This is a genomic window from Pseudomonas sp. YY-1 (assembly GCF_002843095.1).
Taxonomy (GTDB): Bacteria; Pseudomonadota; Gammaproteobacteria; order Pseudomonadales; family Pseudomonadaceae; genus Aquipseudomonas; species Aquipseudomonas sediminis_A.
In genome coordinates this window covers 356363-368368 of the sequence record NZ_PJLX01000003.1, presented here as the reverse complement: position 1 = coordinate 368368, position 12006 = coordinate 356363, and the positions used below count along the sequence as shown (strand labels likewise).

At 58.6% G+C, this 12006-nt stretch carries 9 protein-coding genes; 4 read left to right on the top strand and 5 right to left on the bottom strand.

The genetic code is table 11. The annotated features are described in order from the left end of the window. Window positions 1-222: 222 nt before the first annotated feature. Window positions 223-1092 carry a site-specific integrase gene (locus tag CXP40_RS06840; protein WP_106733154.1) on the top strand — a complete coding sequence of 290 codons (870 nt, stop codon included), beginning with the start codon at window positions 223-225 and terminating at the stop codon, window positions 1090-1092. 9 nt (window positions 1093-1101) lie between these two features. Here the strand turns inward: CXP40_RS06840 and umuC are convergent, their stop codons facing one another. The 4 genes from umuC to CXP40_RS06820 form a co-directional block, all read right to left on the bottom strand. Further along, entirely contained in the window at window positions 1102-2376 is a 1275-nt protein-coding gene (gene umuC, locus CXP40_RS06835; RefSeq protein WP_106733153.1) for a translesion error-prone DNA polymerase V subunit UmuC, read from the bottom strand. Beyond that, window positions 2369-2806, bottom strand: a complete 438-nt coding sequence (locus CXP40_RS06830; RefSeq protein ID WP_157831681.1) for a LexA family transcriptional regulator — start codon at window positions 2804-2806, stop codon at window positions 2369-2371. The genes umuC and CXP40_RS06830 overlap by 8 nt, the downstream gene beginning before the upstream one ends. Window positions 2807-3120: 314 nt before the next feature. Continuing rightward, complete coding sequence (locus tag CXP40_RS06825; protein ID WP_106733152.1) at window positions 3121-5394, bottom strand: ATP-dependent DNA helicase; 2274 nt, start codon at window positions 5392-5394, stop codon at window positions 3121-3123. Next, on the bottom strand, window positions 5391-7031 hold the full coding sequence (locus CXP40_RS06820) for a VRR-NUC domain-containing protein (RefSeq protein ID WP_106733151.1): 1641 nt from the start codon (window positions 7029-7031) through the stop codon (window positions 5391-5393). The genes CXP40_RS06825 and CXP40_RS06820 overlap by 4 nt, the downstream gene beginning before the upstream one ends. Window positions 7032-7244: 213 nt before the next feature. Here CXP40_RS06820 and CXP40_RS23940 point away from each other — a divergent pair, with 213 nt between their 5' ends. Beyond that, window positions 7245-7439, top strand: coding sequence for an AbrB/MazE/SpoVT family DNA-binding domain-containing protein (locus tag CXP40_RS23940; RefSeq protein ID WP_017940154.1), 195 nt, complete (start codon window positions 7245-7247; stop codon window positions 7437-7439). Between the two features lie 104 nt (window positions 7440-7543). After that, window positions 7544-9289, top strand: coding sequence for a methyl-accepting chemotaxis protein (locus tag CXP40_RS06810; protein ID WP_017678244.1), 1746 nt, complete (start codon window positions 7544-7546; stop codon window positions 9287-9289). A gap of 44 nt (window positions 9290-9333) precedes the next feature. On the opposite strand, the gene CXP40_RS06805 is transcribed toward CXP40_RS06810, so the two are convergent. Continuing rightward, entirely contained in the window at window positions 9334-9996 is a 663-nt protein-coding gene (locus CXP40_RS06805; RefSeq protein ID WP_026088704.1) for a GntR family transcriptional regulator, read from the bottom strand. A gap of 387 nt (window positions 9997-10383) precedes the next feature. Here CXP40_RS06805 and CXP40_RS06800 point away from each other — a divergent pair, with 387 nt between their 5' ends. Beyond that, window positions 10384-11730: a nucleobase:cation symporter-2 family protein gene (locus CXP40_RS06800; RefSeq protein WP_092377148.1), complete on the top strand. Its 1347-nt coding sequence runs from the start codon at window positions 10384-10386 to the stop codon at window positions 11728-11730. The last annotated feature ends 276 nt before the right edge of the window (window positions 11731-12006 follow it).

The window sequence follows — 12006 nt, the reverse complement described above, 5'->3', positions numbered from 1 at the left end:
CTACTTTTTCAACAGAATCGGCCGATAGCAGCCCCCCGAGGGTTATCCGGTATCGTCTTCAATCAACGAACCTATGTCCACGCAGGACAACACTGTCTGCCTTGACGTTCACTCGATCTTTGTTATGCAAAAATAATTGATTTCCCTATTGCGATAGCTTTTGCTCATTAAGCATGCTGGTTATGTGCGAGATCGTTCGTACACATAAAAAGAAGAATCAGCATGAACACAGAGACCCAAAATGCTTACCGCTCACTAGCCAGCCACTTCTACGACACGCGCCTGCCTGGCATCCCGGTCAGTGAGCTAAATGAGCTGAATATCATTGGTGCTTTATTGCGGGCTGCGCCTGAATATCGGCCCGACTATTTCAGGCGATTGCGCAATGCACTCGCGCTGGATCAGAAGCTCCGGAATCACTTCTGGATTGCCCAGGAAATCAATCGGACACTCAACCCTGTTACCGTTTTGGGCTTGCCTCGCAAACGCAAGCAGGCTCGGCGGCAGAGAATTTCTGATGAAGAGTTTGGGTGCTGGGTCAAGGAGCTGTTAGCGAAGGAGCAGGTGGTTGAGGCGGGGGCCCTTTTGTTGATCAGTATGACTGGCGCGCGCCCTTGTGAGCTCGGTGGCATCAGCGTCAATGGCAATCGCATAGTGATTCCTGGTGCGAAACACAGCCATGGCGGTTTGCGTGGTGCTGACCGAGTGCTTGAAGCCAGTGAGGATTTCTGCAGGCTGGTGAGCAATGCTCTTGAGGCTTTCCATTCTCAGGGCAGGAGCTTGGACTCAATCCGCATAGCGATCCGTCGCGCGGCTCTTGAGACCTTTCCTCGTAGAAAAGTGCCGAGTATGTATACGTTGCGCCACCAGTTTGGATCAAACCTCAAGGCATCGGGCCTGTCGCGGGTCGAAATTGCTTATGTGATGGGTCATCAAGCGACGGACTCTATTGCACGATACGGCGATAAACGATTTGGCCGCGCTGAGGCTGTCCAGGTCAAGCCTGCGTGCGAAGCAGACTTATCGAGAGTTCGAACAACACATGCTGCATACGCTCGATCTCGTTCGAAGGCCTTGCGTATTGATTGCTGATTGTCGAGCTCACCGGGCGTCGACCTTCAGTAGGTCCCCCCAGCGGGTGGTATAGGCGGGAGAGAGCAACTCCCGTCGCATGCTCCATTCGGCTGTTTTGGTGAGGCGCCCCGGTTGCAGCGTTCCACGCCCCCAGCGTCCGTTAATGGCATCCAGCGTACTCATCAGTTGCTCGGTCTTCACGGGCTGTTCAGGGGCAAATAGGTCAGGCGTGTATTCATCCCGACCGCACAGATCCAAGAGCAGTACCTGTGCTTTCGCATAGCTGAATCCATCCCGGTATAGCCGGCTGATACCTTCACGAGCAGCAGCAATAATCAGGCGAGTATCGTCGGTCGGGTAGGGCAGTTGGCAAAGCAGGCCGTTGGCGTATTTGGCCTCACTCGGGTTGAACATACCGGTGCGCAGGCTGACGCGAATCTGCCGGCATAGAGAGCCCTGCATGCGCAGTTTTTCAGCAGCTCGGGTGGCGTAAGCGGTCACGGCTTCCTGAATCGGTTCGATGGCCTTTAAGCGCTTGCCAAAAGAGCGGCTGCAGCAGATTTCCTGCTTTGCCGGTGCCGCCTCTTCCAGCGCCAAGCAGGCAGTGCCACGTAGTTCGCGCGCCGTTTTCTCGATGACCACGTTGAAGCGCTTGCGCAGTTCCCACGCGTCATGAGTCGCCAGATCCCAGGCGGTTTTGATGCCCAGGGCATTGAGGTGAACCTGCATGCGTCTGCCAACGCCCCAGACCTCCTCTACGGGCATGACCTTAAGCAGCTTGTCGCGGCGCACAGGGGCACGTAGGTCGACCACGCCACCGGTTTGTTTTTGCCAGCGCTTGGCCGCATGGTTAGCCAGCTTGCTCAAGGTTTTTGTGTGGGCGATGCCAATACCAACTGGAATACCGGTCTTCAGCTTGACCTCGTATTGCAGTGAGCGAGCTAATGGCTCCAGTGGTTCCGGCATGCCACTGAGCTCGGCAAAGGCTTCATCGATGCTGTACACCTCCACTGCAGGCAGACGCGCCTCGATGATGCTCATGACGCGCTCGCTCATATCACCATAGAGGGCATAGTTGCTGCTGAAAGCCACGATGCCATGGCGCTTGAGGTCGCCTCTGATCTCATGGAAGAGGGCGCCCATTTTTACGAAAGGCTTGGCATCAGCAGAGCGGGCAATCACGCAGCCGTCGTTGTTGCTGAGCACCACGATGGGTGTGCGCTGCAAGTCAGGCCTAAACACACGCTCACAGCTTGCGTAGAAGCTGTTGCAGTCGATCAAAGCAAATACAGGCTCAGGCATGGGCGCGGTGATCTCGAAGGCTATGGGTCACGACGCCCCAGATCCTCAACTCGTCGTCTTCCTGGACGTAGCGGGGTGGGTAGTCCGGATGTTCGGACTGCAGAACATAGCTGCCATGACTTTTTCCCAAGCGTTTGACGAATATCTCCCCGTTTAGGTAAGCCGCGACAATGTCGCGAGGTTTGGACTCCCGGGCACGGCTGACAACGAGGTAGTCGCCATCAAATATCCCGGCTCCGATCATGCTTTCTCCACTGACCTTAAGCACGTATGTGTGTGGCGCATTGATGTCCAGCAACTCATCCAGAGAGAGCTTGTGCTCCATGTGATCCAGCGCAGGACTTGGGAAGCCCGCAGGGATGTGGACGTCAAAATACGCCAGGAGAGTATCGGTTGGCCTTACTTCGTAGAGGATCTGGGCATTGCTCATGACGGTTAACCAGATTGCTGTATTTATATACAGTAATCTGTGAGGCTTGGATCTAACAAGCAGCGTCTGTCGGGACAGCGCTGGATATGCCCGAATTCTTTACAGGCGAAAAGTTTACGTGTCGCCTCACCTGGCGATCCGGCCTATGGTCGACACATCACAACCGAGGAGCGTTCACCATGATGATCATGCTGAGTTCGATGAGTGAATATTTGACCGTGCTGGCCACAGGGCTGGTGATGGTCGGGTTGGCACGCCTGGCCTACGGTGGCCGTGCAGTCTGATCGATTTGATCTCGCGCAGGTCGCCAGGGCTCACAGGCGGTAGGTGTCGACCTTCCACCATGTGGGTAGCAAGTCCCTGATCTTGGCCTGGCCGAAGCGATCATCCAGCAAATACACCACGCCTTGGTCATCGACCGTGCGGATCACCCGGCCTGCGGCCTGCACCACTTTCTGCAGGCCTGGGTAGAGGTAGGCATAGTCGTATCCGTTGGCCTCGCCGAACATCTGCTGCATGCGCGCTTTGACTTCTTCATTGACCTCGTTGACCTGGGGCAGGCCCAGGGTGGCGATAAAGGCGCCGATCAGGCGCTTGCCCGGCAGGTCGATCCCCTCGCCAAATGCCCCGCCTAGCACGGCAAAGCCGATGCCCTCGGAATGCAGGGTGAAATTGTCGAGAAAGGTCTGGCGTTCACCTTCGCTCATGCTGCGGGTCTGCACGCTGGTGGGAATGTCCGGGTGCAGCGATGTGAACAGGTCCTGCACCTGTTGCAGATACGCATAGCTGCTGAAAAACGCCAGGTAGTTGCCGGGCTCGCGGCGGTATTGCTCGGCCATCAAGCGGCAGATCGGTGCCAGGCTGGAGTCGCGGTGCTGGTAGCGGGTGGAGAGGTTGCGCAGCACCCGTACGCTCAGTTGCTCAGCGGTAAAGGGCGAGGCTACGTCGATCCATTGGGCTTCTTCCGGCAAACCCAGCAGGTCGCGGTAATAGTTGGCCGGGCGCAGGGTGGCCGAGAACAGCGTGGTGGTGTGCGCATCACTGAATCGGTCGGCTAGGAAGGGCGCCGGCACCACATTGCGCAGGCACAGGGTGGTATCCAGGCTGAGCATGTTGTCCTGCTGACGGGTGATATCGAACAGCGAGTGTGGCCCGTACACCTCGCTTAAGCGGCAGAACAGCATGGCATCCAGGTAGAACTGCAGCAGGCTGCGCTCATTACCATCTGGCTGTTCGCTGAGGTGATCGGTAATTGCTGTAACGGCTTTCTGCAGCGCGGCGACAAACAGATCCGGCACGCTGGGGTAGATCTGGTAGTCCTGCTCCTGCACCCGATTGAGCTGCTCCCAGTGCCGCCCCACCCGTTGCAAGGCGCTGCGAATGCTACTCGGCGCTGTGTTGCACAGGGCATGAAACAGCCCCTGATTGAGCTCGGCGGTGTACATGCTACGCGCCCGGTCGACCAGGTTGTGCGCCTCGTCCACGAGCACTGCGATACGCCATTCGTTGAGCAGGGTCAGGCCATAGAGCAGGGCGTTGATGTCGAAGTAGTAGTTGTAGTCACCCACCACCACATCGGCCCAGCGGCACAGTTCCTGGCTCAGGTAGTAGGGACAGATCTGATGTTCCAGGGCGATGCGTCGCACCTGGGCCTGCGGCAACCAGGCCTGTTCCAGCGCTGCCAGACGGGCCGCCGGCAGGCGGTCATAGAAGCCTTTGGCAAGGGGGCAGGATTGGCCGTGGCAGCTTTTATCCGGATGCTCGCAGGCTTTGTCGCGGGCCACATGCTCCAGCACCCGCAGTGGAATCTGTTGATCGGCTTCACGCAGGCTGTGCAGGGCATCCAGAGCCAGGCGCCGCCCTGGGGTTTTAGCAGTGAGAAAGAACAGGCGATCCAGTTGCTGCCCGGGCATGGCCTTGAGCTGCGGGAACAGGGTGCCCAGGGTTTTGCCAATGCCGGTGGTGGCCTGGGCCATCAGCGTATGGCCATCGCGGGCGCTGCGGTAGACAGCTTCGGCCAGTTGGCGTTGGCCATGGCGAAAGGTTGGGTAGGGAAAGCTGATGCTCTGCAGGTGCGCGTCACGCTTGATGCGGTGCGCCTCCTCCTGTTCGGCCCAGCGCAGAAACTGTTGGCACTGCTGATTGAAGAAGTCTTCCAGTTCAGCGGCTGTGAAGTGGTCGCTGAAGGCGTGCTCGGCGTGACTCATGACGTCGAAATACACCACAGCCAGCTCCAACTCTTCCAGCTCAAGCTGCTGGCAGAGCAACCAGCCATAGACCTTGACCTGTGCCCAGTGCAGCAACCGGTGATTGGCGGGGATGCGGCTGATATCACCGCGGTGGGTTTTGATCTCCTCCAGGCGGCGTTCCTGCGGGTCGTAGCCGTCGGCTCGGCCGCTGACCAGCAGGCCCGGGTAGCTGCCACTCAGGGGCAACTCGGCGATATAGCCGTCTCCCCGCCGATCAACCACTGTCTGATGCCCGGCCATGCCTTCCTGCGCGGTGGGGGAAGGGGTGAAGCGCAGATCCAGGTCCCCCTCCTTGGCGGTGAACTCGCACAGTGCCCGCACCGCAACTCGGTAACTCATACCTCGGCCCAGCTCACGTAGCACACTTCAACAGCAATGCCGTTCTGAGCTGCGAAACTGAGCCAGCGTTTCTGGTTGTCCTGTAGACGGTCACCGGGGCCTTTGACCTCAATCATCCGGTAGCGCCGTTCCTGCGGGTAAAACTGGATCAGATCCGGCATGCCGGCGCGGTTGGCTTTCAGGTCACGCAGCAGGCGGGTAAAGCAGGCGTGCAGATGGGCGGCGGGAATGCACTGCAGGGCCAGTTCCAAGCGCGCCTCATCGAGCATGCCCCAGAACACGAAGGGCGACTGCAGGCCGAACTTCTCCTGATACCTAGCCTTGATCAAATGCTCATAGCCGGGCTTTTCCAGCTGCTGCAGACAGCGCTCGAACAGGTGTTGGCGACGGGCATAAAAGTCCGGGCTGTGCAGGTCCACCGGGCCGCTGTGAAACGGGTGAAAAAACGCCCCCGGCAGCGGCGCGAAGATCGCCTCCCAGCACAGCAAACCGAACAGGCTGCAGAGCAGGGTGTTTTCCACGTAATGCACCGGAGCATCATCCTGATGCAGATGATCACGCACGGCGATTTCCACGCAGCCATGTGCCGGCATCGGCAATACCAGGTCGATACGGGGTTCGCCCACTGCCTTGGGCTTTTTCACCATCGGCAGGCCGAGCTTGCGGCGCAGGCGGGTGAGGGCCCGTTCCAGGCGCTGACTTTCCTCATCACTGCCTGGGGCTTGGCTAAAGGCCAGGGCCTTATCATGGGCTTCGCTGTCGCGCCCCAGTTGTTCCAGCACGCGAATCTGCCGCCAGCGGGCTTCGCCATGGGCGCTGTGCTGATAGAGCGCCAGGGCCTGCTCCAACTCGCAGCTCTTCTCCAGTTGCTGAGCGATCTGAAACAGCAGGCGCGATTGGCGGCTGCACAGATAAGGGTTGCTTGAACTGAACGCCAGCAACGGCGGAACTATATCCACCAGGTCTGCTCCTTGCTCAACGCTGACGCGCAACTGGCGCAGGTGCAGGTAATCCTCCAGATCCTGGCGACACTGAAAGCCGCGTGACTGCGGGCCTATGTCCACCGATTCGTAGCGGTAGATGCCCAGATCCGCCAGCACGAACTCGGACCAGTCCTGGGCCAGATTGCCGAAGAACATCAGGCGCAGACGGTCACACAGATCACCCACCATCAGGCTCAGCAACTGATCATCCAGCCTAGGGCACCAGTCCCTGAAGGGCTGGGCAGGTAACTCCGTGCTGCGCAGTTGTTCGAGCAGCTCGGCCTTTTTCTGTGAGGCGCGGCGGTCGGTGACTGGCAGATGGGCCAGCAGCTCGTCCTTGCGCAGCAGCTCGGCAATCTCATCAACTGTCAGCAGCGCCTGCTCGGTGACCCAGCCCTGTTCAAGCAGTGGACCGGCTGCCGTCAAGCAGTCGCCGATTTCCGGATAGACGAGCTTGCTCAGGCGAAAATGACAGCCCTTGCGCATGACCATGCGCACCAGCAAGGCCTGGGATGGCCAGGCAAGGGTGTTGAAGGTGTCGAGAAAGGCGCGCTCTTCATCTGAAAGCAGGTCGGCATAGCGTTCACCTACCCAGGCGAGTGCCGTGCGAAAATTGCTGAGGTAGTAGAGCTCGGGCGGTAGTAGCGCAGACATGGTAGCGATCACTGTATTTTTGTACAGGATTGTCCGTGTTGGTGGGCGCAGGATCAACTGACGGAAAGGCGATGAGCTTCAGTGAAGAGCAGAAATTGACTCAAAGCTGCCGTGAGCAACAGGACGAGAACGGCCAAATGCTGCCCCACCGTACGAAGCGGATCTGCCCGAGATGAAGCTGCCATACTGTGCCTACTGCGTGAGGGCGAATCTATGACTACTACATCTGAGAGCTGGCGAGTTGTATGCCAAGACCCTGGGGATGGCAGCGGAGACGTCATCGTTGAGCTTCCATCCGAGCTACTTGAGCAGCTCGGATGGGGGCTGGGTGATGAACTGTCAGTTGAGGCGGGAGAGGAAAACATCTGCCTGAAACTCAAGCAACGAGCTGATGGCGCCTCGTCATAGCAATCCAAACATTGTCTGATTGCGGTTGACTGCGTCGCTTCAAGAGCTGCTGCTAACGGCCAGAAGCGGACGCTTGGAATTATCGAAAACCTGAGCGAATTCTGATGCAACCGCTGACGGCAGCGGACGATATTGCCAGCAACACAATGGTGCGCGACTGGTTGGCGGAGAGCGAAAATGGTGCCGATCTACCACGCTTTGTCAGCTACCTGAGTGGAGTGTTGGAGCAGCACAAGGCCGCCACGGCTTTCGTGATTTCTTCGGCAACCAGTCGCCATTACAGTGAAAAGGGGCTGGAGCGCACGCTGAGCCGCGCTAACGCCCAAGACGCCTGGTATTACCGTTTCCTCGACAGTGCGCAGCGCCGCGTCGTCGAAATTGGTACCGACGGCAATACCGGCGCCCTCACGCTGTTTATCGATCTGCGCGTGGAAAAAGCTGGTCAGTTGCTGGGCGTTGCCGGCCTCGGTTTGCGCATGGACGAGCTCTCAACTCTGATCAAAAACTTCAGTTTCGGCGAGCGCGGCAAGGTGTACCTGGTGCGCAACGACGGCCTGATTCAGATCCATCCGCAAACCGATTTGAACGGTGATCGCCAACTCGCCGAGCAGATTGGCGCACCGGCAGCACGGGCCGTACTGGGCAAGTCTGCGCTGTCATCGGCGGCTTTCGAGCGCGAGGGCGAGCCCTATCTGGCGATCAGCTTGCCATTGCGCGATTTGAATTGGACGTTAGTTGCTGAGGTGCCGGAAGCACAAATCTATGCGCAAGCGCACCAGGCGCTGTGGTTGACCAGCCTGATCGGTGCGGGTGTGGCGCTGGTGTGTCTGGCATTGGTGGTTTGGTTGGCGCAGAGCCTGGTCAAGCCTATCCAGCAGGTTACCCGTGCCTTGGTGGCAATTGGCAGCGGCGGCGGTGACCTTACCCATCGCCTGGATGACAGCCGTGCTGATGAGTTGGGGGATCTGGCCCGTGGCTTCAACCGCTTTTTGCTCAGCCAGCGCGAGATGATCGCGGACGTGCTGAATACCAGCGAGCGGCTGCGCTCCACGGTTGGCCAAGTGGCGAAGGTGGTGGACAACACCGCCACGCGTGCCGACCGCCAACAGGAAATGACTGAGATGGTGGCCACTGCAGTTCATGAAATGGGGCTGACGGTGCAGGAGATTGCGCGCAACGCCGGCAGTGCGGCTTCTGCGTCGCATGGCGCTCGGGAGGAGGCGTTGCAGGCCCGAGAGGTGGTGCGCGGCTCCATTTCCCATATTGAAAGCATGTCTGACGATATCGGCACGGCTTCGGGCGCGGTGGGCGAGCTGGCCCGGCAAGTGGCCTCCATCGACCAAGTGCTGGCAGTGATCCGTGGCGTCTCCGAACAGACTAATCTGCTCGCCCTGAACGCAGCGATTGAAGCGGCGCGGGCCGGCGAAATGGGCCGCGGCTTTGCAGTGGTGGCGGATGAAGTACGCACATTGGCGCGTCGTACGCAGCTGTCCACCGACGAGATTCAGAGCATGATCGCCGGCCTTAAGCAGGGCGCGGAAAACGCTGTGGCTTCGATGCACAAGGGGCAGGCGGCTACCGGGACAGGGGTTGCCTCCAGCCAGCGCACGGGACGTTCACTTGAGGCGATCACCGAGCAGGTGAACCGCATCAGCGACATGAACCATCAGGTGGCGGCCGCTACCGAGGAACAGTCGGCGGTGACCGAGGAGATCAACCGCAACGTACAAGGCATTTCCGATCTGGCGCGTGCTACCGCGGGGGAGGTGAATGATTGTCGTCAGGAGTGCCGCACCTTGAGCGGCCTGGCCGACGACCTGGCGCGGCAGATGGGCGGGTTCAAGCTGTAGGCAGCGCGGGCGGGAGAGGCAGTTAAGGCTTCTCCCGCGTCGGGTTACAGACCCAGCACCGCTTTAAGGTCGATATCCGGCGGCACCGCCGTGTTGAACTTGTAACCCTTGATCACCAGGTTGTAGTGCGAGGCCAGCAGGTTCTTGGCAGACGCCGCGTCGCGGCGCTCGAAGCAATCCACCAGGCGGGTGTGCTCGTCACGCAGCTGGCAGTAATCGAAGCCCGAGCGGTATAGCGCGTTGATCAGCGCTTCCTGCCGGCGCAGCTGGTTGTGGATGTTGTTGAGAATGTCGTTCTTCAGGAACGAGATCAGCAGCGAGTGAAACTCACGGCCCAGTTTGTCGCCCAGATCATGGTCGTGGGCTTGGTGCGCGGCCTGCTCCTTGAGGGTGTGGGCACGCAATATCTCCAGCTCGTTCTGGGTGATCGACTTGGTCAATTGGTCAATCACACCGCTCTCCAGTACCAGGAGCATCTGGTAGAGCTGGTACGCATCGTCGAAGGTCGGGCAGGCCACGGATGACGAGCGTTTGGGTGACACCTCCACCAGGCGATCCTGCGAAAGCCGGATCAGCGCCTGCCGGACCACCGTCCGGCTTACATCGAACAACTCCGCAATATCCCGCTCATTTAGCTTTGTGCCTGGCGGCAAGCGCCGGTGGTAGATCGCATCCGATATGGCAGAGACAATTTTCTGGGTGAGCATGGCACCAGCTATCAATAGACGTTCGCAGCCGCGAAGCCTACCACAGGCCTTTATCCGCCTTCACTGAGCACCATCTTGGGGATGGGTAGCGGTCTGGCGATCGTATGTGGGGCATATTCCCCGTGGTGGGTCACGCCTTTTCAGAAAATTCACCGCGAGTAACCTGACCAATAAGACAAATTGTCGATCTGGCATGGAGAATGCTTTTTGTCATCGCTCTGGTATACCAGTTGCTCAATATTGGTACTCCAGTAATGAAAACTGGTCATATTTCAGGATTCGACCAACGACCTTTGTGATGACGGATCAGGCCGCGAGGCGGGGGCACCCCGCCGACGTTCGCAGGAAGCGCGGACTGCTCCGTCCCAGCCACCAGTGCAGGGTTTTATGAAGACAATCTCGGCTCCAAACAAGGCGCAATACCTGCGCATGCTTCTGCTGGCGTGCCAGCATGTGATGGTGATGTATGCCGGGGCAGTGGCCATTCCCCTGGTGCTTGGCGCGGCGCTGGGTCTGTCCAAGACCGACATCGCCTTTCTGATCAATGCCGACCTTTTCGCCTGCGGGATCGTGACCATCATCCAGGCCATCGGTATCGGGCCGGTCGGTATCCGCATGCCGGTGATGATGGGCGTGACCTTCACGGCCATCGGCCCAATGATCGCCATCGGCTCCGATCCCAGCGCTGGTTTGTCGGCTATTTTTGGGGCCACCATCGCTGCCGGCTTGTTCGGCCTGGCCATGGCACCTCTAGTGGGCAAGCTGCTGCGATTCTTTCCGCCGGTGGTCACAGGTACCGAGATTGTCGCGGTGGGGCTGTCGCTGATGTCAGTTGCCGCGGCATGGTCCGCCGGTGGTTTTGGCAACGCCGAATTCGGCCGCCCGCTGTACCTGGCAATCGCCTGTGCGGTACTGCTGTGCATCTTGCTGATCGTTCGTTTCACCAAGGGTTTCCTCAACAACATCTCGGTGTTGCTGGGCCTGATATTCGGTTTTGCCCTGTCGGCTGGCGCAGGTTTGGTCAGCCTGGACGGCATCGAGGACGCCCCGGTGTTCGGTGTGATCCTGCCGTTCCATTTCGGTATGCCGACGTTCCATTTGTGGCCCATGGCGGCCATGTGCATCGTGATGCTGGTGACCTTTATCGAGTCGACAGGCATGTTCATGGCCTTGGGCGAGATCGTCGACAAGCCCATGGATGAACGCACCCTGGTTCGTGGCTTTCGTGCCGATGCCCTCGGCACGGCGGTGGGTGGCATCTTCAATACCTTCCCGTACACCTCGTATGCGCAAAATATCGGTCTGGTCAGCATCACGGGCGTGCGCAGCCCCTGGGTGTGCGCGTTGGCCGGGGCGATTCTGATTGTGCTGGGTCTGTTTCCCAAGGTGGCCTACTTCGTGGCGTCGATTCCGCCCTATGTGCTGGGCGGTGCCGGCATCGTAATGTTCGGCATGGTTACGGCCAGTGGCATGAAGGTGCTCGGCCGGGTGGATTTCAAGAATGTCGGCAATCTTTATATCGTCGCCATAAGCCTGGCGGTGGGCATGTTGCCCGTGGTCTCGCCGCACTTTTTCAGCAAGTTGCCTTCCTCGTTGGGGCCGATCCTGGAAAGCCCGATTCTGCTCACGGCAATTGTCGCGATCACCTTGAATATCTTTTTCAACGGTATCGGTTTGAGAAAACCGCAGAACGACGCCGCGACTGGCGAGGGTATTGGTCAACACTCCAACTGATATCTCTGATTGTTTGGTGATAATTAAGTGAAACGCTACCTGTCTTGATAGCTACCAGGGGGCAGGTAATACACTAGAGCGACCTTATAGGTCGCTTTTTTTTGCGCTGATAGTTACCTTGGTAAGTGCATTTAATAATACAAAAAAACACGCACTAAATTACTTCACCACACCAAAAACCGCCCCCAATAGCAGCAAAAATGCATTTCAAGAGCTTGTAAACTCCTGCAAAGTCTGCGCAATTCGTGCATTTATTGGCCCATTACTTGCTATATG

Bases quoted from the DNA above. Each gene is read 5' to 3' on its own strand.
- CXP40_RS06805 (WP_026088704.1), bottom strand. From the start codon at position 9,996: ATGCTCACCCAGAAAATTGTCTCTGCCATATCGGATGCGATCTACCAC.
- CXP40_RS06810 (WP_017678244.1), top strand. From the start codon at position 7,544: ATGCAACCGCTGACGGCAGCGGACGATATTGCCAGCAACACAATGGTG.
- CXP40_RS06830 (WP_157831681.1), bottom strand. From the start codon at position 2,806: ATGAGCAATGCCCAGATCCTCTACGAAGTAAGGCCAACCGATACTCTC.
- CXP40_RS06800 (WP_092377148.1), top strand. From the start codon at position 10,384: ATGAAGACAATCTCGGCTCCAAACAAGGCGCAATACCTGCGCATGCTT.
- CXP40_RS06820 (WP_106733151.1), bottom strand. From the start codon at position 7,031: ATGTCTGCGCTACTACCGCCCGAGCTCTACTACCTCAGCAATTTTCGC.
- CXP40_RS06840 (WP_106733154.1), top strand. From the start codon at position 223: ATGAACACAGAGACCCAAAATGCTTACCGCTCACTAGCCAGCCACTTC.
- umuC (WP_106733153.1), bottom strand. From the start codon at position 2,376: ATGCCTGAGCCTGTATTTGCTTTGATCGACTGCAACAGCTTCTACGCA.
- CXP40_RS06825 (WP_106733152.1), bottom strand. From the start codon at position 5,394: ATGAGTTACCGAGTTGCGGTGCGGGCACTGTGCGAGTTCACCGCCAAG.
- CXP40_RS23940 (WP_017940154.1), top strand. From the start codon at position 7,245: ATGACTACTACATCTGAGAGCTGGCGAGTTGTATGCCAAGACCCTGGG.